Raw genomic sequence first — 22,791 nt, 5'->3', positions numbered from 1 at the left:
TTTAGTACGGCTCAATCACGAAATTAATATCTTGGAGGACTGGGCGATCGGCATGGTAGGCAAAACTCAGGTGCGCAAATTCCACCTTGCCCGTAAACCGATAGTTGGGCGGGGGAGCCGTGGTCTGATCCACCCAAGTGGCGGCATCCACCCCCGTCGGCTGGTGCATCAGTTCGTGGAACCGCAGCATGGGGGAGTAGCGACGGGCGAAGACTTCGGCCAGGTTATTGATGGGATCGAGTTCGGCGTAGGCCATGCTGGACACCGTGAGGACGGTGATAAAGTGTCCGATCGACATCTGGCCGCGGACCGTTGCCCCCAGGGTGAGGGCCAGCACAATAAAGACGGAGGTTTGTACCAGAATGCGTTGCCAGGTGGCGAGGGTGACATAACCCTTGTGGATGCGATAGTCCACGACTTTGAATTCCCGCTCGACCCGTTGCCGTTGCCGATCTAATTCCTTGGCTTCGGTGGCAAAGGCTTTGACGGTTTTGATATTGGTGATGATTTCTGAGGTGCGGCTTTCGGTGTTTTCCATGTAGCGATCGAGGCGAGCTTCGGTGTTAATCAAGGCCCGGAGTCCCCGAAAGCTAATGGCCAAAATCAGGATGAAGGAGGCGAAGGAAAACAGGGCAATGCGCCATTCAATCACGCCAATGATGGCAAAGATGCCCAACACCCGGAAGAGTTTGGGAAACATCTGTCCCGCCAGTTCGGGATAGCCCCAGGTGTGGTTCATAATGCCCCGCGCCACCCGTCCGGCAATCCGACCGGGGTTGTTTTCGTCGTAGAACCCTAGGGGCAGGGTCAAGATCTTGCGCAGAACCCGCTGGTTATGGTCCCGGCGTGCCCGCAGGGGGATATCCCAATGGAACCACAGGGTGAGCCAGGGTTGGATCGGTGCCCGGACGACGGTGACGAGAAAAATCAGCGCCAACAGGGTCAGCAGCGCCAGGGTTGGGGTCATACTTTGACCGCTCAGGGTGGCAATGCCTTGCACGAGGCTCTGCACCGGGCGATCGAGGGGTTGTTGGGACAGGACATTGAGAATCTGCCCGATCGCGTAGGGGACGAGCAGGTCGGTAATTTCAAACAGGCTGGTGATGCCAATACTCAGGAGGGCGATGCCCCAGTGGGGCCGGTAGTAGTTGAGGATATCGCGAAAAGAAGCCATAAAAATCCAGGGCGATCGAGTCTCGCCCCGCCTAATGCGGTAGATGATCAGCAATGCGCCTTTGGTATCGCCAAGCGATCAGCAGCCTTGGCAGCTTGGCAAGCATCAGCGATCGCGGTAAAGCCTAGCGGTGTCTCAAAAATAATGAATAATTGTAACGTAACGCACCGACGATCGTGTGGCTCCTCAATTGCCCATGCCTAGTACAGCAAACATAAAGTTCCGCCATGTTGGTAGTAACGACTTTAGTCGTTGCCGGCTAAAGCCAGCACTACGAACGTTGCAGAATTGACTTGTCGAGCTACTAGATTCCGTTGCCCATCAAGAGCCTGGGGGATAGCTGTCTGAGTCTATCGAAGACTCGACTGTCTCAGGGGCAGGCAGGATAATGAGATTGGTAACAAGGCAGATTAGATTCGGTCCTCCGTCAACCAAAGTTTCATGGACATCTCTCTCCTGAACTAGAATGAAGGCAAAACCCTTGAATTTAAGCGTGATCTTTCCTCACCGCAGAACTTGCTGAAAACCCTAGTTGCCTTTGCCAATACGGCTGGAGGTAGGGTGATTATTGGGATTGATGATCAGACTAGGCAACCGATTGGGATGCCCGATCCGTTAGCTGAAGAAGAACGGCTTGGGAATTTGATTGCTGATGCCATTAGTCCGCGTCTAGTGCCTAATATCGAACTGTTTACGCTGGAGGGCCAGACGCTACTGATTGTTGAGGTTTATCTGAGTAGTTCTCGGCCCCATTACCTGCGATCGCAAGGTCCTGAGAAGGGAGTGTATGTCCGGCTAGGTTCGTCTAATCGACAGGCCGATCGCGAGTTAATTGCGGAGTTGCGGCGATCGGTGGCTGGGGTAACGTTTGATGAACTGCCGATGCCGGAGTTATCTGTGGATGATCTGGACCTAAAGGTGGCGCGGCGTTGTTTTCAGGGGCGGCGGGATTTAAATGAGCAGGCATTGTTGACGCTGAAATTAGTGCGATCGGAGCAGGGTAAATTAGTGCCAACGCAAGGGGCCATGTTGTTATTTGGCCACGATCGCATTAATTATTTTCCCGATGCTTGGGTGCAGTGTGGCCGGTTTATTGGCCGCGATAAGGCAGTAATTTTTGACCATATTGAGCTTTATGACCCTCTGCCGCAAATGGTTGAGAGTATCCTGCTTTTTTTGAAGAAACACGCGCTCCGGGGGGCTGATTTCTCGGCGCTCCAACGGCGGGATGTGTGGAGTATTCCCCTGGGAATTTTGCGGGAGGCGGTGATTAATGCGCTGGTTCATGCTGACTATTCCCAGCGGGGGGCACCGATTCGGATTGCTTTTTTTGACGATCGCATTGAGATTGAAAACCCTGGCATTCTCCTACCAGGGCTGACGATCGCGGATATGAAGCAGGGGATTTCTAAAATCCGTAATCCGGTGATTGCCCGTGTATTTCGCGAACTGAATTTGATTGAGCAATGGGGCAGTGGTGTGCGGCGGATGTTCAATGAGGCGGCTGCGTTGGGGTTGCCGGAACCGGAAATCCTGGAGATTGGGATGCGCCTACGCTTGATTGTCTATCTGGCGGATGTGGTAATGGTTGCCCCATCGGGTGTACAGACTGAGGCACAAGTCGAGGTACAAGTTGAGGGATCAGAGGCACAAGTTAAGGAATCAGAGGCACAAGTCGATCGCGATATTCTTGCCCTGTGTGCGATTCGGCCCCGTTCTTCGAGTGAGATTGCAGCCGCTTTGGGGCATAAGCGTTTGAGTGGGAATGTGCGCCAAGCGCTCCCGCGTCTCAAACGGGCAGGGTTGTTGGAGTATACCATTCCGGAGAAACCCCATAGTCGCTTGCAAAAGTATCGGCTGACGGCGAGGGGGAAAGCGCTGTTGGAATGAGGGTGTAGCGATCGCGCGTTGGGTGACTGGATTGGATCGCGGGTTCAGATCGGCGATCGATCCAGGATGTAAATAAAGCTTAACAATTTTAACGAAAAATGTAGGGCGATGATATTGCTTCGGGCGAGTCCTGTCCCCTGTTAGCAAGCCTACGCTAAAGTAGTTGATATCAAAATCTTCTATGCAGGTATCGGGATAGTAACCATGCAAGACACTAGAATATCCATCCCTGTAGATACTGCCACCGCCCAGGCTTACCAAGCAATATCAGCAGAGGAACAGAGAAAAATAGAACTCCTACTAGGTGTGCGGATGCGCGAGCTACTCAACTACCCATCCATACCGTTATCACAACTTATGGATGAAATTGGTCACAAGGCAGAAGCTAGTGGCCTAACCCCAGAGATACTGGAAAACCTTTTGCGTGATGAATAAACCTCGTTATATCCTGGATACAAATGTAGTTGTTAGTGCTCTTTTGCAACCTCGATCTGTCCCACGCCAAGCCTTTGATCTTGCCTTTATGAGGGGCACAGTCTTAATCTCAATAGCCACGATCGATGAATTAGATTCAGTCCTCCGCAAGCCAAAGTTTGATCGTTATATTTCAGAACGCGATCGCTTGCATTTCTTGGCAATCTTTATTCAAGATTCGATAATAGTTGATTTACGGGAAAAGCTAAACATATCTGATTGCCGTGATCCCAAGGATAATAAATTTCTAGAGCTTGCTGTGAGTGGGAATGCAGATTGTATTATTAGTGGTGACGACGATCTATTAGATCTTCATCCATTCCGAGGGATATCGATTATCACCCCTCAAGGATTTATCTGTCATTAAATCGTGCCAACTCAGCGAATGAACGAATTTGGCGGGGTGGGGTGTGTCCAGATGTTTATGCGACAATGGGGGGATGGCAATTCCCTAACTTTACCTATGGCTGATTCACTGAAACTTTTGATTGATTTGAATGGGGCAGGTCTGGAGTTGGACCGGGCGGCGATGGAACGGTTTGCCTTCAGTTTGGCGCAGGAGATCCAGGGGGTGTTAGTGGATGAGGCACGCTTGGCACGGGAAGCAGATATCCCGGAGGGGGCGCGATCGGGGGCGGCGGCGTTTCTGATGGGGATTTTGCTGGCGGAGGTGAATCGGGCGAATCTGAAAAAATTGACGGATTTTTTGGGGAATCGGTTTTATGGGACGAAGCTGGTGTTTAGCTATGAGGAGGATGGCAAGAAGGTAAGTTTTGAGTATCGCGATGAGGCGGAGTTGGATCGGGCGATCGCTCGGATTGAGGCGGTTAGGGCTAAATTAGGGGTGCAGGTGGTGCCGGTCGATCGGGAAGTGGGTTAGATGGGTAAGTTTGCGCTGCTGATTGGGGTGGGGGACTATGACGGCAAAAGTTTCAAGCCGTTGGCTGCGGCTCCGAGGGATGCGGCGGCGGTGGCGCAGGTGTTGGCAGATCCGGCGGTGGGTGGGTTTACGGTGGCAACGTTGCTCAACCCAACACGGGACCAGTTGGCGGAAACACTGGAGGTATGGCTGGCCGATCGCAGGGCGGCGGATACCTGTGTAGTGTTCTTTTCGGGGCATGGGGTGAAGGACGATCAGCGGGATTTGTATTTTGCGGCGACGAATACGCGCAAGGTGCGGGAGCGGTTGGTTACGTCTTCGGCGGTGTCGGCCCGGTCAATTTATAGCTGGATGAATCAATGTCGGGCGCAGCAGCAGGTGATGATTTTGGACTGCTGTTTTAGTGGGGCGTTTGGGGATTTGGTGGTTCGTGATGATGGGGTGGTGGATTTGCAGGGGCAGTTGATTGCCGAGGCGACGGGGCGGGTGGTGCTGACTTCGACGAGTTCGGTGGACTATTCGTTTGAACGGAAGGGGGAGGATCTGTCGATCTATACGCGCTATTGGGTGGAGGGGCTACGCACGGGGGCGGCGGATCTGGATAATGATGGCGCGATTTCGGTGGATGAGTTGCACCGCTATACGAAACGGAAGGTGCAGGAAGCGGCTCCGGCGATGGAACCGCAGTTGATTTCGTTGCGGGAGGGGGAGGGTTATCGGATTGTGTTGGCGAGGTCGCCGCAGGATGATCCGAGGTTGATTTTCCGGAAGGCGGTGGAGGACGCGGTGAATTCCCAGGGTAAGTTATCGGTCCCGGCGCGGCGGTTGTTGGCGCGGAAATGGCAACAGTTGGGGTTATCGCAACCGGAGGCAGAGGCGATTATTGCTGAGGTGCGGCAGCCGTTTTTGGAATATACGGCTAAGCTGGCAGATTATCGGCAAACGCTGGTGGAGACGTTGCAGGAGGAACTGCAATTGTGTGCGGAGACGATGCAGGATTTGCATAAATACCAACAGGAGTTGGGGCTGCGGGATGAGGATGTGGCCGCAATTCAGCGAGAATTATTAGGATATGTTTTAGGTGATGGTTTATGGCTTAATAATTTTGCCCTTACTATCCAGGTTTTTGAGTTTGAAATAGTTCGGGTGAATGAGCAGGGATCGGTGATTGAGAAGATTCCTGGACGGGCGGGAGGGTTGCGAGAAAAGCTGAGTGAGCAGGTTTGGCTGGAGATGGTGCGGATTCCGGCGGGGCAGTTTTGGATGGGACAAACGGAGGCAGAGAAAAAAGAGTTGATTCGGCTGGTGGGCGAAGAAAATTATCACAAGTGGTATGCAAGGGAATTACCGGGACATCAGGTGACGGTCCCGGAATTTTATCTGGGTCGATTTCCCGTAACGCAAACGCAGTGGCGGCTGGTGGCAGAAATGTCCAAAGTTAATCGAGATCTCCAGCCTGATCCGGCTAAATTTAAGGGGGATAATCGTCCGGTTGAGCGTGTTAGTTGGGATGAGGCGGTGGAGTTTTGCGATCGCCTAACCCGCCACACCAAGCACAACTATCGGTTACCTACGGAAGCAGAATGGGAATATGCCTGTCGGGCTGGCACGGATACGCCATTCTATTTTGGGGAAACCATTACGCCGGAGTTGGTGAATTATAACGGCAACTCTACCTACGGGCAGGGACCAAAGGGTGAATATCGCCAACAAACCACCGAAGTTGGCCAATTTTCGCCCAATGCTTTTGGTTTATATGATATGCATGGGAATGTTTGGGAATGGTGTCAAGATATTTTCCATCCTGATTACAATGAAGCACCGATAGATGGCAGTGCGTGGGTGATTAATGGCAATGCTGCTTATCGCCTGCTGCGCGGCGGTTCGTGGGGCTTCAATCCGAGGGACTGTCGCTCGGCCTACCGTAGCCTCGGCCTACCCGACGGCCACGACGACAACCTTGGTTTTCGTTTGGCGTGTTCGGCGGCGAGGACTCTGTAGCCCTTTGCCCTCTTCCCCTTTTGCCCTTTGCAATTCTTAATATTTCTTCTTTTTTCTCTTTAAAATGGGGGCTTTAAAAAATTTAAAATTTCAAAAATCGAGGTTTGCAAACTTTTGTTAACCACTAAGGCACAAAGAACACGAAGAAACACAAAGGGGGCAGGTTTATCAAGATTGTCTGTGGGCCGTATAGATTTTGGGATTGGGGCAGGTTTATGAAGATTATCTGTGGGCATCATAGATCCTGGCGAACCTGCCCCTACATACCGATGAATTTGATGCCGGTAGGGGCAGGTTGCGAAACAATCGATGGGGGAAACCAATCATATTTATGAACCTGCCCCGGATAACACCTGCGGGTAAACCAAGGGATCGGGGCAGGTTGATCAAGATTATCTGCGGGCAGCATAGATCCTGGGATCGGGGCAGGTTTATTAAGATTGTCTGTGGGCAGCGTAGATCCTGGCGAACCTGCCCCTACGCATCCATAAATTGAATACTGGTAGGGGCAGGTTGCAGGACAATCGATGGGGTAAACCGATGATATTGGTGAACCTGCCCCCGATAACGCCTACGGGAAAACCGAGATATTGGCATGGGGCCGCATAGATCCTGTGGGTCGCATAGACCCTGGGATCGGGGCAGGTTTATCCAGATTGTCTGTGGGCATCATAGATCCTAGAGAACCTGCCCCTACATACCCATGAATTTGTTCTGGTAGGGGCAGGTTGCAGGACAATCTATGGGGCAAACCGATGATATGTGTGAACCTGCCCCGGTAATACCTATGGGGCAACCGAGATGTTGTCTGTGGTCCGTATAGATTTTAGGATTAGGGCAGGTTTATCAAGATTGTCTGTGGGCATCCTAGATCCTGGGATCGAGGCAGGTTTATCAAGGTGTTCCTTGCCATGTCCGACATACACAACGGGTAACGTGAATTCAAGCGGGCTAACGGCCTGTATGGCTCATGTGTTGAATCCATCTAGACTATGTAGCCGCTACCCTGTTGCCGATCGCCCAACGTAGGGCTTACCTTGAGCGATCATCGCACCCCTCACCCCTTAAGTGGTCGTAGACGGGCTAATCAGGTTATAGATTGAGGTCATCCAGTCGGGGTGATAGCTCTGGATTGCCTTCATATACTGTGCCCGTTCAAAGGCACTCTCATCTGGACAGTGAATCTGGCTCATACTGCCCTGCATTTGTTTGACCGAATCGTATTCGTTTTCCTCCAGCCAGTGACGCACTTCCCGTTCCAAAACCTGGATATGCTCAATCCCATGCCGGAGTAAGACCGAACAGATCTGGGTGATTTTGGCACCTGCCATGAGCATTTTGATCACATCCGGAGCCTTGTGAATCCCACTGGTTGCAGCGAGATCAGGACGAATCCGACCATAGAGAATCGCGATCCAGCGCATGGGTAAGCGTTGATCCTGCGGTGAACTCAACAGCAAGTGGGGATAGACTTCAAGATTATCGAGATCAATATCCGGCTGATAGAAACGGTTAAACAGTACTAATGCATCGGCCCCTGCTTCATCCAGGCGTTTGGCCATATTTGCCATATTGCTGAAATAGGGACTGAGCTTAATGGCCACGGGAATGGAAACCTCAGCCTTCACCTCCCGTAAAATATCAATATAATTCTGCTCCACCGCCGATCCGGGCATATCCGGATTCGTGGGCACATAATAGACATTGAGTTCGATCGCGTCAGCCCCGGCCTCTTGCATCAGCCGTGCATATTCCACCCAACCGCCACGGGAAAACCCATTCAAACTGGCAATAATGGGAATCTGAACCGATGCCTTCGCCGCGCGAATGTGTTCCAGATATAACTCCGGTCCCACATGGAATTCTTCTGGTTCCGGGAAATAGGTCAGAGATTCTGCAAAACTGTCAGTCCCATAGGTCAGGTGATGGTGCAGTTCAAATTTTTCCCGTAACAACTGTTCCTCGAATAAGGAATGCAGCACGATCGCAGCCGCTCCCGCATCTTCAAGCCGCTTAATATTGTCCAAATCTTCCGTCAGCGGTGCAGCAGCAGATGGTACGAGGGGCGATCGCAAATTCAGGCCCAAATAGGTCGTGCTTAAATCAACCATGATGTTCTCCTTGTCACCGATGAATGGGGGTGCAATGACTGGTGGGATGGGCAGCTTGCCCGTCAGGACCAAGCGTGAGGAGAGAGGAGTGAGGAGTGAGGCGTGAGACGTACACTCTCTCCTCTCTTCTCTCTCCTCTCTCCTCTCTCCTACCTAAACTGGCGTTGTCGGCTGGGAGCCACTGGTCTTCTCCGTCGCCTCACTCCCCACTGGGCCATGCCCATTGCCATGCCCATTCCCCGTTTCCATCGGGCGGGCTGCTAGGTATTGGTACATCTGCCAGCGCAGGTTCACATCCTCCTGGGCTTCCTGGAGCAGGCGTTTGGCATCGGCGGGTTTGCTCTTGGTGAGCATCTTAAAGCGGTTCTCGTTGTACATGGACTGGGCCACTGGTTGCTTCGGTGCCCGCGAATCCAGTTGCAAGGGGTTCTTGCCTTCCTTGCGAAGATCGGGGTTATAGCGATAGAGCAGCCAGCGTCCGCTTTCGACCAGATCCTTTTGATGGTTCATGGCGGTGGTCATATTGATGCCGTGGGCGATGCAGTGGCTGTAGGCAATGATCAGCGAGGGACCGTCGTAGGCTTCCGCTTCCAGGAATACCCGCAGCGTATGCTCATCCCGTGCCCCCATTGCGACACTGGCGACGTAGATGTTGCCGTAGGTCATGGCGATCAAACCTAGATCCTTCTTGGGTGAGGGTTTCCCGCCAGCGGCGAACTTGGCGACCGCCCCCCGTGGCGTGGCCTTGGAGGATTGACCGCCCGTATTCGAGTAGACCTCGGTGTCCATGACCAGGACGTTCACATTGCGGCCACTGGCGAGGACATGATCCAAACCACCGTAGCCAATGTCATAGGCCCAGCCATCCCCACCGACAATCCAGACACTCTTGCGCACCAGGTAATCGGCCAAACTCAGCAGTTGTTGGGCCTCTGGGGTATTCATCCCTTGCAGAATTTGCTTCAGTTGGGCCACCCGTTCCCGTTGTTCCCAAATATCGGCTTCGGATTTCTGGACGTTACTCAGGAGCGCCGTGACCAGGGAATCGCCAATTTGACCCGCTAGCCGTTGCAGCAGTTCTCCGGCGAATTGCGCTTGTTTGTCGATCGCCAACCGGAACCCCAAGCCAAACTCGGCATTGTCCTCAAACAGACTATTGGACCAGGCGGGACCGCGCCCTTCAGCGTTTTGGGTCCAGGGCGTAGTGGGTAGGTTGCCGCCGTAGATCGAGGAACAGCCCGTGGCATTGGCGACTAACATGCGATCGCCAAACAACTGGGTCGCCAACTTGATATAGGGGGTTTCCCCACACCCAGCACAGGCCCCGGAGAACTCGAACAGGGGTTCCTGCCATTGCTGTTGCCGAATGCGATCGAGGTGCAAATGACGGCGATCGGGGTTGGGCAGGCTCAGGAAGAAGTCCCAATTTTGGCGCTCCTGTTCCCGCAGCGGTAGCTGGGGTTCCATGTTGATCGCCTTGCGGGAGGGCATGGATTTATTCTTGGCCGGACAGACATCGACGCAAATGCCACAGCCGGTGCAATCCTCCGGTGCCACCTGAATCGTGAACTGTTGACCCGCAAATTCCTTATCCTTGACCGCCGTGGCCTTAAAGGTAGCCGGAGCCTGGGCCAATTCCGCTGCCTCGTAGGCTTTACCCCGGATCACGCCATGCGGGCAGACCATAATACACTTGCCGCACTGGACGCACACATCTGGGTCCCACACGGGGATTTCCTGGGCGACATTGCGTTTTTCCCACTTGGCGGTGCCGGTGGGATAGGTGCCATCGATCGGCAGGGCACTCACGGGCAGATCATCACCTTCACGGGCCGCCATTTTCCCTAACACCTCGCGCACAAAGGCGGGCGCGGTATCGGGGATGGGGGGATGCCGATGCAGGACGCTGCTGGTCTGGGTGGGAATTGTGACCTCGAACAGATTCGCCAGGGTATTATCGACCGCCTGTAGGTTCATGCGGACAATTTCTGTCCCCTTCTTGCCGTAGGTCTTTTCGATCGCCTTCTTGATCTGGGCGATCGCTTCCTCACGGGGGAGAACCTTGGCGAGGGCAAAGAAGCACACCTGCATGATCGTGTTAATCCGCCCCCCCATGCCACTCTCACGGGCGACCTTGTTGGCGTCGATCACGTAGACCTTAAGCTGCTTCCGGATGATTTGCTCTTGAACCTCGATCGGCATCTGATCCCAGACTTCATCGGGACCGTAGGGGCTGTTGAGCAGGAAGGTGGCCCCGTTGACGGCTTCCTTGAGGACATCCAGTTTTTCCAGGAAATTCCACTGGTGACAACCGACAAAGTTAGCCTGGGAAATTAAATAGGTCGAGCGAATCGGTTGCGGCCCAAAGCGCAGGTGGGAGACGGTGATCGACCCGGATTTCTTCGAGTCGTAGACAAAATAGCCCTGGGCGTAGTTATCGGTTTCTTCGCCAATGATCTTGATCGAGTTCTTGTTCGCCCCGACCGTGCCATCGGCCCCCAGACCGTAGAACATGGCCCGGACCACAGATTCGGGTTCCGTCGAGAAGCTGGGATCAAATTCCAAGGAGGTGTGGCTGAGGTCGTCGTGAATGCCGATCGTGAAATGATTCTTCGGCGTCGCCTGACTTAGGTTGTCGAACACCGCCTTGACCATTGCCGGACTGAATTCCTTCGAGGAGAGGCCATAGCGTCCGCCGACGACCTTGGGCATTGCCCCGGTCCAACTTTCCATTAATGCCGTCACCACATCCAGGTACAGCGGCTCGCCACTGGCCCCCGGTTCCTTGGTGCGATCGAGGACCGCGATCGCCTGCACACTGGCCGGTAACGCCGCCACGAATTGCTGAGCCTCCCAAGGTCGATAGAGCCGGACTTTCAAGACCCCTACCTTTTCCCCCTGTTGGGTGAGGTAATCCACGGTTTCATGGACCGTTTCACAGCCCGACCCCATCAGCACTACTACCCGCGTCGCATCGGGGGCACCGTGGTATTCAAACAGGCGATACTGGCGGCCCGTCCGGGCCGCAAACTGATCCATTACCCGCTGCACAATCTCCGGACAGGCGGTGTAAAAGGGATTCACCGTTTCCCGCGCTTGGAAGTAGACATCGGGGTTTTGGGCGGTGCCGCGCAGGACCGGGCGATCGGGGGTCAGGGCACGGGCACGATGGGCCAGGATCAAATCTTCGCGAATGAGGGCACGCAGATCGTCATCCTCCAGCAGCGTCACCTTCTGTACTTCATGGGAGGTGCGGAACCCGTCGAAGAAGTGGATAAAGGGCACCCGTGCTTCCAGGGTCGCCGCCTGGGCAATTAGGGCAAAGTCGTGGGCCTCTTGGACCGAGGCAGAACACAGTAAGGCAAAGCCCGTTGAGCGCACGGCCATGACATCCTGGTGATCGCCAAAGATCGAGAGAGCCTGGGCCGCTAGCGATCGCGCCGCAACGTGAATCACCCCACAGGTCAGTTCCCCAGCAATTTTGTAGAGATTCGGGATCATCAACAGCAAGCCTTGGGACGCCGTAAACGTCGTGGTCAGGGTCCCTGCTTGCAGGGCACCATGCACGGCTCCAGCGGCACCGCCTTCACTTTGCATTTCCACCACACTGGGGATCGTGCCCCACAGGTTGGGGCGACCTTCCGACATCCAGGCATCGGCCCATTCCCCCATTGGCGAGGCCGGGGTAATCGGGTAGATGGCAATTACTTCGTTTAAGGGATAAGCGACACGGGCAACGGCTTCATTACCGTCGATCGTGGCTACAGCTTTCGTACTCATAATGGTCTCCTCAAACCTTGAGGGTACGCGTCAAAATCGAGTGAAAAATCCTTGCTTAATGAACGCTTAATGAACTCCTATGAAATCAGGTCGATCGTTTTCCCTGGTATGAGTCAAAATCAAGAAGATAATTAACCCTATCAACAGATACAAAAAATCGCTAATTTTAACTACATAGGACATTAAGAAAAAATTACGAGATTCCAAAATTATTGTTGCAAGTAATACAGCCGCTCCCTCTCTAGGGAAGTACGGTCAAGCCTTGCGAACGAGGAGCTTAAGCCCCTTGTCTGTACCTCACCGAGTATGGAAGTGCTGTATCTGTCAAGCTATTTACAGGATATAAGTTCTAGACCTAACAGGTTTTAGCCAATTAGTTAGCCAATTAGATTGATAAGCAATTATTGGTTAAATATCAACCGGATATTGACAACTGGCTGCGATCGTCATCATCGTCATCTATCATCCATGAAGTTTCATCCTGTTAAACGCTGTACTGATTTTCCTTACAAGAAGTCCCATTCAGTCCCTACAGTACTGATCATCCTAGATAAGCCTAGCAATAGATGAAAATATCAGTTTTTCTTAACACCCTGCATTCCAGGAACATCTCCTTGCTATTCATTACTATTCATTACTATTCATTGCAATAATGCGGAGTTATTGACAACTCTTAATCTTGGTATACAAAAGTATATGTAACTTAATGTAATAGATGCACTTGAGTGGTTGATTATTTGATTTGTGGCTTACAAAAGTGTTAGACTGGATAGAGTATTTTGATTTTATATCAAGTTCTCTATCAAGTTTCTTGTATGGGTGCTGTTGCACCGAAGAGGTTTGTATTTATGAAAACGATTAAGAAGGTATCGGCTTCCCTTTTTGCTTTGATTGTGATTTGTTTCTTCCTGCCATTTATTTCGATATCGTGCCAAGATCTATCGATTCTAGAGTTATCAGGTATTGAATTAGTTACTGGCACAACGGTGAGTATGCCAAGCTTGGGGTCCCAATCTCAGCAAGAGAAAATTCCACCGGATGCGAGAGCAATTTTTGCATTGACAGCCGCTGCGGTTGGCTTAGGGACAAGTTTTGCTCAAAAAAGAAGAAGTTCGCTATTTTCAGCTATTTCAGCAATCATTGACTTTTTCTCACTACTATGGCTAAAATCTTCTCTGGATGATGAAATTGCTAAACAAGGTTCTGAATTTATGGGAATTAAGGTGGCTTATGAATCGGGTTTCTGGGCAGCCTTTTTACTATTTATCTCGGCTGGCATCTTAAATGCATGGATCTTCTTTGAGAAATCAATAAAGTCACTCCGGGAAGATTGATGTCTGCTGTTGTATCATCGCTACTGGTGACAAGCGATACCTGCCTGCACCCTACGAAGCGGCTTAATCCTTAGCTAACTTTCCTGTGTTTCTAGGAGAAGACGGGAAGTAGGGGATCAACGGGAGACCGTTGCTTCGGCAAGGCGCAATCGGGATTCAGGTTAAAAACTAGGGGGCGCGATCGTATCGATGCATGAACCATGACTAGTGGGTATTGACTGGCGTTGTATCCGGGGGGAACTCACCACCGTGAGGGATGCGGGTGACAGCGGCGCAGCGTGCGACGTGTACGCCCCCGCAGAATTTCCATAGCCGCTTAGGAAGCAGGTACGATACCATCCTTGTATGTATACTGCACGACACCAGCATCATGGAGCCAGACTCGCTGCCAACCGAGGTTATTCTGACACACCCCCAGCAAACTCTAGGGCGTGTGCGTCTGGAGGGAAATCTGCAACCGGGTAGCTATCTCGACTTTCAGGGGCAAACCTACACAGTGCTAGAACGCCGACATCGTTACCAGTTTCGATCGGGCCGCTATCGTCTCCACCAAATTGCCCTCTATGTCCAATCGGCTCCCCAAGCGTTAACCGAAAAGAGTTGGGTTGATGGCCGTTGGGTGATCGGCGATGCCACCTGTCAATTTAATGCCCTTTCGGAACTTATTCGCTGTGCCGTCCATCCTGAAGGCCCCTGCGAAACTTGCCGCTCCTATGAACCACGGGCTTAGGATGTCAGCATGAACAAGGTCAAAATCCTGAATGTAGAACTGGATAATCTCTCCCAGGCTGAAATGCTAGCCCAACTCCAGGAAGGGGTTGTGTTTACGCCCAACGTTGATCACCTGATGCGGCTCCAGTGGGATCGGGCGTTTTTCAATGTGTATCAGGATGCTACCTTTAAGGTCTGCGACAGCAAGATTATGCTGTATGCCGCTGCCTTTCTGGGGACCCCGCTGAAGGAAAAGCTGTCCGGGTCCGATTTCTTCCCGGCTTTTTACACCTATCACCGCGATAACCCCGCTATTCGGATCTTCCTGTTGGGGGCAGCACCCGGTGTGGCCCAACAAGCCCAAGCCAATATCAATGTCAAGGTGGGGCGAGAGATTATTGTGGGTGCCCACTCCCCCTCCTTTGGGTTTGAGAAAAATGAGGCCGAATGTGATTTTTTGATCGATCTGGTCAATCAATCCGGGGCAACCGTTTTAGCTGTGGGGGTGGGCGCACCGAAGCAGGAGATCTTTATCCACACTTATCGCCACCGGATGCCTCAGATCAAAATCTTTCTGGCGATCGGGGCGACGATCGATTTCGAGGCCGGGAACGTGAAGCGATCGCCCAAGTGGATGAGCGAGATTGGCTTAGAGTGGCTATACCGACTCCTAGCCGAACCTAAGCGCCTCTGGAAACGCTATTTGGTGGACAATCCCCCTTTCCTCTGGCTGATTCTGAAGCAAAAGTTCAATGCGTATCGTGATCCCTTTACTTGAGCTAACCGGCCCACTTCTGGCCACTGGGTAGCAGTGTAGAATAGGGCTGGAAAACGCACTGTGGGTTGTCCAGGGAGGAAGGTATTTTGGACGAGTTACGGTCTGCCCTAGAGTTAGCCACCGAAGATGAACTACGCCACCTCACCCAACTTCTCTTCTGTCGGCGGCTGAATCCTTTGGACTATTGGCAAACGCCCGATCCCCTGCATGTGCAAAGCCTGGATCGCGATCGCTGGCTGGCCAGCCTGGAGCAGCGTTTTCGGTTTCTGGCGGCGGATGGCCTGACGGTCCTGCAACAGAAGACCGATCGGGTGGGCTATCGCCAAGTCCTGTTGCGTGTGTGCCACTACCTCAAAATTCCCTATCGCGAGTCGCTGGCTACCACTGATCTTGAAGCAGAAATCTTTTTGCACCTAATGCACCAGGCATGGCAGCACCTTTCTCCTGGTGAACAGGATCGCCTCCGGTTGCGGGTGCAGCGTGCCCTTGCCCAGATGAAACCGGGCGAACCGCTGCCCGCGAGTCTTCAGCATGACCCGATCGGACTATTGCTCAAGGGGGGGGGCGTCCTGGCGGTGACCTCTGTCCTGCGGCCCCTGCTCCTGCGCCAGATTGCCCGCCAAATGGCCCTTCAGATGGCGACGTACCAAGTGGCGAAACAGTCCTTACTCAGGGGCGGGATGACCGCTGTTACCCAGTTGCATAGTCAAATGATGCTGCAAACCGCAAAACAAGGGATGGCCCTGGCTGCCACCCGCCAGGTTGTTTTACGGGGACTGTTGGCCTGGTTAGGTCCTGTGCTGTGGGCCTGGTTCCTGAGTGATCTGGGTTGGCGCACGATCGCCACTAACTACGGTCGCATTATTCCCGCCATTTTTGCCCTGGCCCAAATTCGCCTGTTACGCACTGAACATTGGGAGATCGCTTGAATCCCCGTTTTCAGGTCCTCTCTGGTGGTGATCGTAACCTGGGGGCAGGGCTACGATCACCCTGGTTGTGGATGCAGCTATTTTGTGGCCTGTTCCCCTTCAGCCCGATCCTCGCGGGCCTGAGTTTTGGGGTCGTGCTGGTGCAGATCCTCCGGCAGCGGGCGGCGGTGATGGCCCAGCGTCCCCTCAATCGGGCTTTGGCTGCCCTCAGTGGGTGGCTTATCTTCACGGCAGTTGTGGCCGATGATCGCGGGAATGCCCTCCTGGGGTTGGCGAACTTTTTGCCCTTCTTTCTGTTCTTTGCTGTGGTGCGGGAATTGCGGATGACCGTGGCCCAAGTTCACCGCATGGCCTGGATTCTGGTGATCGCGGCGGTCCCTGTCATCGCGATTGGCTTGGGACAGATCTATGGAGGGTGGGCCGGTCACGTGCGGCTGTTGGGGGGAACCTTTGATTGGCTGATTGAAGCAGGGGGAACGCCGCCGGGGCGTATGGCCTCGATCTTTGCCTATGCGAATGTGCTGGCTAGTTACCTAGTGGTTACCTTCACCTTAACACTGGGGTTATGGGTAGACGCGTGGACAACCCTGCACCGTAGGCACTTGCAGACGGCAGCTTCAGGGGCATGGCTGCGATCACCCCAGGTTTTCACTCGTCTGCGCTGGCAATCGTTCGACTGGACAGCTCCCATTGTCTGGCAAATCGGATTTCTCTCCCTCACCGTCGCCGCGCATCTGGTGGCTATCTTACGCACTGACTCGCGCAGTGCCTGGGGGATTACGGCGATCGTCGGTCTGGTATTTGCGATCTATTGCCGCTGGTATGGCGTCATCCTGGTGGGATTGGGGATGATTGCCAGCGTGTTTTGGGCCGCCTTTGGTCCCTTTGGGCAATCCGTACTGCGGGCGATCGTCCCTACTTTTCTGTGGGCTAGGCTAACGGATCAAAATTTCCCCGATCGGCCTCTGGCCTCCCTGCGGATGACCCAATGGCAGTTTGCCGCGACGATGACCCAGGAGCGCCCTTGGACGGGATGGGGCCTGCGCTCCTTTTCCCGACTGTACGAAGCCACAATGGACTATTGGCTCGGACATCCCCATAATCTGCTCTTGATGTTGGCCGCAGAAACGGGGATTCCGGCCACCCTGGGTTTGGTGGCGATCGTGGCCACCGTGCTCTATCGGGGCGTTCGCCAGTGGCAAGTCTGCGATCGTCAGTCTGACCCGACGCTTGCTCTAATGCTGTTCACCTATGGGATGGCCTTTGGGACCTGTCTCCTGTTTCACAGCTTTGATGTTCCCCTCTTCGATGCCCGCATTAATGGGCTGGGATGGCTGCTCTTGGCAGCGATCGCGGCGCTAGCAGGTGCGCCCAAGCCCGACGCGCCCAAACCCGATGCGTCTAAAGGACCGATCGGCCAGGGATGCGGTCATTAGCGTACCGTGAACAATCCCGATCTTGTCGTGATAGCGAACGTAATCTAGTCGGTTGGGGCAGTTGCACCGCCCCGATGCCAATGACTCGAGAGGCCCATGAGTCATTAACAGTAGGCGGTAACATCCTCGCCACAGTCATCGGCTAGATAGCACAGGGCACGGAAGCGCAGCCCCACCATTTGCTCATACAAGGGGTTGAGCTTACACAGGGGCGGAATGTGGACAACCTTATGGCCAAATAGCTGAATATCCCGCTCAAAGGGGCATTGGGGCGGAATCATTTTGCACAGGAAATGGGCCAAGCGGGGATCATGAACTTCGAGGCCATCCAGCCAATCTTGAATGGGACGTAGGGGTTGGATACTGGCTTTGTCGCTCGATCCGTGTAGGGAAGAAGCCACCCCCGTTGTGAGGCCTTCGTGAATGGCCGTGACCGCTCCCGTGTCTGGGTCCTCCGGGGTATGCAGGGTGGTGCGGAGGGCTGCAAGAACGCCCAAATCCAGGTTGAGGGCCGTGGCAAACTGGTGGAGAAGATCGTCCTCTGGGGCAGAATAAACCCCATCCGCGATCGCTACCATGACGGCTGTTCGCAGGAAGTTTTCGCGGGTACTGGGTTCTGGCCCCAACCCCGCTGCCAGTTCATTGGGGGTTAGGGGGGTGAAGGGATCGAGATCGATCGCGGGACCTAGATCTGTTTGCAGGAGATCGTGAATCAGGTCCTTTTCTTCGGCGTCGAAGTGGCCGTCTGCCCACGCCAGGGTAATTAAACCACGCAACCAGGTCGCGATTTGTTCGTTGGTATAAGTTGGTTGGATGACTCCCGTCATAACCCGTTAGCCCTCATGACGTTCTGATTTAGTGATTATCCGACTCAATTCTAAAAGATTCTGAGGGGCAGGTAAGGGATCATTGGCGATTCCTAAATTGACCGTTCAAGATCTTAAGAATTTTTAAAGCTTGCTTCATCAATATTCGGTTCATTGGATGCTCTGTTTTAGGAGGTTTTAATTAAGATTTAACCGGCAGGGAGGGGGGCTATTGATAAGCGCTGGGATGCTATAGCTGTTGCCTCTCTAATGAAGGACTGTTGAAGTACGGTCAAGCCTTGCGAACCAGGGGCTTAAGCGCCTTGCCTGTACCTCACCGAGTATGGAAGTGCTGTATAACTCCTGCCGGTCTGCCAACGATCGTGCCTAAGCAGGCATGGGAAAAGCCCAGGAGTGGGTATTTTGACGACTAAAGTCGTCACTACAAACTAAGCAGGCATGGGAAAAGTCCAGGAGTGGGTATTTTGATGACTAAAGTCGTCACTACAAACTAAGCAGGCATGGGAAAAGTCCAGGAGTGGGTATTTTGATGACTAAAGTCGTCACTACAAACTAAGCAGGCATGGGAAAAGTCCAGGAGTGGGTATTTTGACGACTAAAGTCGTCACTACAAACTGGGTATTTTGACGACTAAAGTCGTCGCTACAAACTGGGTATTTTGACGACTAAAGTCGTCACTACAAACTGGGCGGATTGGGTTATCGGGGTAGAGGCGGGTGGTTGTCGTGGTTTTGGCTGCAAGCTTCTGCCTGGCAAGGCTACTAAATGGAGAGCATCTTGATGCCAAGCAGGATCAAAACTACACCACCCAGAAATTCAACTTTTTCCCCAAAATGTCCTGAAATTCGCTTCGCTAGAAAAAGTCCTAAATAGGTTGACAGGAAGGCCCCGATGCCAATCACAATGGAATAGATTGCAATGGGTTTGCCGATCAGGCCGAGGGTCACCCCTACCCCCAGGGAATCAATGCTGGTTACGCTAGACACAAACAGGATTTTCAAAGGGCTGTGAACTTTGACTGTATTGCTTTTGTGGAGCGCGGGCGATCGCATTTCCTGATAGGACTGATAGCACATGTGCCCGCCCACTGCACATAACAGGAAAAAAGCGACCCAATGATCGTAGTCAACAATCAGATTTTGGGCGATGCGACCCAGGAGAAATCCTAAAAAGGTAGCCAACCCTTCGGAAAACCCAGAACTGAAGGCAAAGAATAAGGCCCGTCGGCGGGAAAAGTACCGAAACCCTAGGGCCAGGGCTGCGGAAAATGAATCAATACTTAAAACGAGCGTAAAGATCAATAGTTCCAATAGCATTTCTAGATCCTATGCGGGGCTTGCTAGAATCTTACCGAAAAAAGCAATAATGCTAATAAAAAAAGCACCTCTTGCAAGGTGCCCTTTCAATTTTGAATCAATTATGAAAATGCCGTGGTTTAAGTCTACAGTTGCTTCACTTCTGAAACGAGCTTGGAAACCACATCTTTGGCGCTACCAAAGAGCATCATGGTTTTGTCCTTGTAGAACAGGCTATTGTCTACCCCAGCAAAGCCTGTACTCATCCCCCGCTTGATCACGATCGTATGTTGGGCGCGATCGACATCCAGAATGGGCATCCCATAAATTGGGCTGCTGGGATCTTCCCGTGCAGCGGGATTGACCACATCATTGGCCCCAATCACTAACGCCACATCGACCCGCTCAAATTCGGGGTTGATATCGTCCATGTCGTAAAGCTGGGGATAGGGGACATTCGCCTCGGCCAGCAGCACATTCATGTGACCGGGCATCCGTCCGGCGACGGGGTGAATCGCGTATTTCACCTCAACGCCTAGGCGTTCCAGTTGATCCGCCAGTTCCCGGACGGAGTGCTGGGCTTGGGCCACGGCCATCCCATAACCGGGCACAATCACGACCGATCGGGCATAGCCCAACATCATGGCGCCTTCTTCCGGTCCGATCGAATGGACGACGTGTTCCGTTTGGCCCGCCGCACCCGCCACTGCCGCACCGCCACTGGTACCAAAGGCACTGAAAAGCACATTCGCCAGCGATCGATTCATCGCCTTGCACATGATGTTGGTCAGGATTAACCCCGATGCCCCCACCAAGGCTCCGGCAATGATCAGCATATTGTTATACAGAATGAACCCGGCAGCACTTGCTGCTAGCCCAGAGTAGGAGTTGAGCAGCGAAATCACTACGGGCATATCAGCCCCGCCGATCGGGATCACAAACAGGACCCCCAGGATGAGGGAAATCGCCACCAAGCCCCAGAATACAGTCAGGTTATAGGGGTTGATCAGGAGGTAAATACTGCCCACCAGAAAGCCACCCAGCAGGAGTGCATTCACGGGCTGTTGCAGTGGGAAGGTAATCGGTGCGCCCGTGACTAGCCCCTGGAGTTTGGCAAAGGCCATCAAGCTGCCCGTGAGGGTGACCCCCCCAATCAGGACACCGAGGGAAATGGTCAAATTCGCATCTAGGGGGACAGTCGCAGTCCCCTGCAAGCGCCAAAACTCCGCGATCGCAATCAGGGCCGAAGCAGCCCCCCCTAAACCATTGAGAATCCCGACCATCTGGGGCATATCCGTCATCGCCACGGTCTTGGCAATCACAACCCCAATCAGGGAGCCGATGAGAATCCCCACCAGCACCATTTCGTAATTCACAACTTGCCGATCGAGCAGGGTCGCAATGATCGCGATCGCCATGCCCACCGCCGCAATCACATTTCCCTGCCGCGCCGTTGCCGGGGACCCTAGCTGCTTGAGGCCAAAAATAAACAGAGACGCGGCGAGCAAATAGCTCAGTTGAATACCCGTGGGCAGAAATTCACTTAGATTGCTCAGGACACTCATGCCTTGACCTCTTTCTTCTTAAACATTTGCAACATGCGATCGGTCACCAGGAAGCCACCGACCACATTCACGGTTGCCAGGATCACCGCTAACAGCCCCAAGGCCACGGTGAGGTTCCAATCCCGCGCCCCCGCCACCAGCAGCGCCCCCACCACCGCGATCCCGGAGATGGCATTCGCACCGGACATCAGCGGGGTATGGAGGGTAGGCGGCACCTTGTTGATCACCTCAAAGCCCACAAAGGCCGCTAGCACAAACACAACTAAACTCGTAATCAATGCTTCGGGCATGATGCTTGATAACTCCTTGGGAAATATTTGGGAATGCCTTAGTTGCCTGATGGCTAACTTCCGGCTAACTCCCGGCCAACTGACGGCTAACTGACGGCAGACGGTTGGTTCTGCCCGGCGGCCAAACTATCCCGCACCCGCTGATTCGTGATCTCGCCCGCATGGGCCACGCAGGTACTCCGGATAATGTCATCCTCAAAGTTGAGGTTGAGTGCCTGATCCTTAATCAGCAATTGCAAGAGGGCAGCCAGGTTTTTGGCATACATCTGGCTGGCATGGACGGGCATGGCCGATGCCAAATTCATCGGACCGATAATGGTCACGCCATTACGTTTGACATCCTTCCCCGGTTCGGTACAGGCACAGTTCCCCCCCTGCTCAGCGGCAAGGTCTACCAGGACTGATCCCGGTTTCATCTGTTGCACCATCTCTTCCGTCACCAGAATGGGCGCACGACGCCCCTGGACTTGGGCTGCCGTAATCACCACATCGGATTGGGCCACGTGGGCGGTCACCACTTCCCGCTCTTTTTGCTTCGCGGCTTCCGAGAGTTCACAGGCATAGCCCCCCTCGGCACAGGTTTCCTCATCCAATTCCACTTCGACAAACTTAGCGCCTAAGCTTTGGACTTCTTCTTTCACTTCGGGACGAATATCAAAGCCTTCAACCACAGCCCCCAAACGACGGGCCGTGGCGATCGCCTGTAATCCTGCCACCCCAGCCCCCATCACGAGCACTTTGGCGGGGGGAATGGTCCCGGCGGCGGTGGTCAACATGGGGAAAAACTTGGGCGAGACGGTGGCGGCAATCAGCACTGCTTTGTACCCCACCACCGAGGCTTGGGAGGAGAGGGCATCCATGCTTTGGGCACGGGTGGTGCGTGGGATCATTTCCATTGCAAAGGTCGTGATCTGGCGCTCCGCTAGAGCCTGGATGCGTTGGGGATCGCCCAAGGGGTTCAGAAAGCTGATCAGTACGGCCCCTGGCTGGAGGCGATCGGCCTCCCAGCCTCCTTCTGGTAAGCCTTGGGGCGGATTCAGCTTGAGGAGAATATCGGCTTGAGACCAGAGGCTATAGGCATCCGGGACAAGGGTCGCGCCTACGGCGGCATAGGCATCATCACTAAAAAAGGCACGATCGCCCGCCCCACTTTCGATCAGGACTTCGATCCCTTGCTTCACTAGCCGTCCGGCCACCTCTGGGACCAGGGCGACGCGGTTTTCACCCACCGCAATTTCTTTCGCAACTGCAACTTTCATCGGGTCTCCCTTCGTTCACTCGATTCGCTTAGACATCGCTACGGTAGCCAGGTCGCC

General features: G+C 53.6%; 18 protein-coding genes and 1 pseudogene. 11 read left to right on the top strand and 8 right to left on the bottom strand.

Going from position 1 to position 22,791, the window contains the following annotated elements; translation table 11 throughout:
- Nucleotide 1 precedes the first annotated feature (1 nt).
- The gene (locus ACWIUF_RS18480; protein WP_448573995.1) at nt 2-1,174 is read right to left on the bottom strand and encodes an ABC transporter transmembrane domain-containing protein; all 1,173 of its coding nucleotides are present in this window, start codon (nt 1,172-1,174) and stop codon (nt 2-4) included.
- Nucleotides 1,175-1,654: 480 nt separating this feature from the next.
- Between ACWIUF_RS18480 and ACWIUF_RS18475 the strand changes: the two are divergent.
- From ACWIUF_RS18475 to ACWIUF_RS18450, 6 genes and pseudogenes are all read left to right on the top strand, one after another.
- Nucleotides 1,655-1,981, top strand: a pseudogene (locus ACWIUF_RS18475) (AlbA family DNA-binding domain-containing protein); the annotation flags it as partial.
- 75 nt (nt 1,982-2,056) lie between these two features.
- Complete coding sequence (locus tag ACWIUF_RS18470; RefSeq protein ID WP_448574008.1) at nt 2,057-3,064, top strand: ATP-binding protein; 1,008 nt, start codon at nt 2,057-2,059, stop codon at nt 3,062-3,064.
- 204 nt (nt 3,065-3,268) lie between these two features.
- Nucleotides 3,269-3,499, top strand: a complete 231-nt coding sequence (locus tag ACWIUF_RS18465) for a hypothetical protein (RefSeq protein ID WP_448573994.1) — start codon at nt 3,269-3,271, stop codon at nt 3,497-3,499.
- A complete protein-coding gene (locus ACWIUF_RS18460) occupies nt 3,492-3,905 on the top strand; it encodes a putative toxin-antitoxin system toxin component, PIN family (protein ID WP_448573993.1) in 414 nt (137 codons plus the stop codon). Before ACWIUF_RS18465 ends, ACWIUF_RS18460 begins: the two co-directional genes overlap by 8 nt.
- A 96-nt stretch (nt 3,906-4,001) precedes the next feature.
- A complete protein-coding gene (locus tag ACWIUF_RS18455) occupies nt 4,002-4,418 on the top strand; it encodes a hypothetical protein (protein ID WP_448573992.1) in 417 nt (138 codons plus the stop codon).
- Nucleotides 4,419-6,419, top strand: a complete 2,001-nt coding sequence (locus ACWIUF_RS18450; protein ID WP_448573991.1) for a caspase, EACC1-associated type — start codon at nt 4,419-4,421, stop codon at nt 6,417-6,419.
- Nucleotides 6,420-7,483: 1,064 nt separating this feature from the next.
- Here ACWIUF_RS18450 and ACWIUF_RS18445 read toward each other — a convergent pair.
- Both ACWIUF_RS18445 and nifJ read right to left on the bottom strand, forming a co-directional pair.
- Nucleotides 7,484-8,530: a dihydroorotate dehydrogenase-like protein gene (locus ACWIUF_RS18445; RefSeq protein WP_448573990.1), complete on the bottom strand. Its 1,047-nt coding sequence runs from the start codon at nt 8,528-8,530 to the stop codon at nt 7,484-7,486.
- 153 nt (nt 8,531-8,683) lie between these two features.
- The gene (nifJ, locus tag ACWIUF_RS18440; protein WP_448573989.1) at nt 8,684-12,310 is read right to left on the bottom strand and encodes a pyruvate:ferredoxin (flavodoxin) oxidoreductase; all 3,627 of its coding nucleotides are present in this window, start codon (nt 12,308-12,310) and stop codon (nt 8,684-8,686) included.
- Between the two features lie 848 nt (nt 12,311-13,158).
- On the opposite strand from nifJ, the gene ACWIUF_RS18435 reads away from it, so the two are divergent.
- The 5 genes from ACWIUF_RS18435 (at nt 13,159) to ACWIUF_RS18415 (ending at nt 17,498) form a co-directional block, all read left to right on the top strand.
- On the top strand, nt 13,159-13,644 hold the full coding sequence (locus ACWIUF_RS18435; RefSeq protein ID WP_448573988.1) for a hypothetical protein: 486 nt from the start codon (nt 13,159-13,161) through the stop codon (nt 13,642-13,644).
- Between the two features lie 370 nt (nt 13,645-14,014).
- Entirely contained in the window at nt 14,015-14,374 is a 360-nt protein-coding gene (locus ACWIUF_RS18430; protein WP_448573987.1) for a DUF6464 family protein, read from the top strand.
- 9 nt (nt 14,375-14,383) lie between these two features.
- On the top strand, nt 14,384-15,133 hold the full coding sequence (locus ACWIUF_RS18425; RefSeq protein ID WP_448573986.1) for a WecB/TagA/CpsF family glycosyltransferase: 750 nt from the start codon (nt 14,384-14,386) through the stop codon (nt 15,131-15,133).
- An 86-nt stretch (nt 15,134-15,219) separates the two neighbouring features.
- Nucleotides 15,220-16,062, top strand: coding sequence for a YaaW family protein (locus ACWIUF_RS18420; protein ID WP_448573985.1), 843 nt, complete (start codon nt 15,220-15,222; stop codon nt 16,060-16,062).
- On the top strand, nt 16,059-17,498 hold the full coding sequence (locus ACWIUF_RS18415; protein WP_448573984.1) for an O-antigen ligase family protein: 1,440 nt from the start codon (nt 16,059-16,061) through the stop codon (nt 17,496-17,498). Before ACWIUF_RS18420 ends, ACWIUF_RS18415 begins: the two co-directional genes overlap by 4 nt.
- A 104-nt stretch (nt 17,499-17,602) precedes the next feature.
- On the opposite strand, the gene ACWIUF_RS18410 is transcribed toward ACWIUF_RS18415, so the two are convergent.
- The 5 genes from ACWIUF_RS18410 to ACWIUF_RS18390 form a co-directional block, all read right to left on the bottom strand.
- Nucleotides 17,603-18,325 (bottom strand): Mo-dependent nitrogenase C-terminal domain-containing protein, encoded by a 723-nt coding sequence (locus tag ACWIUF_RS18410; RefSeq protein WP_448573983.1) that lies wholly within the window; start codon nt 18,323-18,325, stop codon nt 17,603-17,605.
- Between the two features lie 761 nt (nt 18,326-19,086).
- Nucleotides 19,087-19,641 carry a manganese efflux pump MntP gene (locus tag ACWIUF_RS18405; RefSeq protein ID WP_448573982.1) on the bottom strand — a complete coding sequence of 185 codons (555 nt, stop codon included), beginning with the start codon at nt 19,639-19,641 and terminating at the stop codon, nt 19,087-19,089.
- A 125-nt stretch (nt 19,642-19,766) separates the two neighbouring features.
- On the bottom strand, nt 19,767-21,185 hold the full coding sequence (locus tag ACWIUF_RS18400) for an NAD(P)(+) transhydrogenase (Re/Si-specific) subunit beta (RefSeq protein WP_448573981.1): 1,419 nt from the start codon (nt 21,183-21,185) through the stop codon (nt 19,767-19,769).
- Nucleotides 21,182-21,475 (bottom strand): NAD(P) transhydrogenase subunit alpha, encoded by a 294-nt coding sequence (locus ACWIUF_RS18395; RefSeq protein ID WP_448573980.1) that lies wholly within the window; start codon nt 21,473-21,475, stop codon nt 21,182-21,184. The genes ACWIUF_RS18400 and ACWIUF_RS18395 overlap by 4 nt, the downstream gene beginning before the upstream one ends.
- Before the next feature lie 86 nt (nt 21,476-21,561).
- Nucleotides 21,562-22,734 carry a Re/Si-specific NAD(P)(+) transhydrogenase subunit alpha gene (locus ACWIUF_RS18390; RefSeq protein ID WP_448573979.1) on the bottom strand — a complete coding sequence of 391 codons (1,173 nt, stop codon included), beginning with the start codon at nt 22,732-22,734 and terminating at the stop codon, nt 21,562-21,564.
- Nucleotides 22,735-22,791 lie beyond the last annotated feature (57 nt).

The sequence above is a fragment of the Trichothermofontia sp. genome, assembly GCF_053493415.1.
Note: the sequence above shows the minus strand (reverse complement) of the source record. Positions and strands in the feature narration are given on the sequence as shown.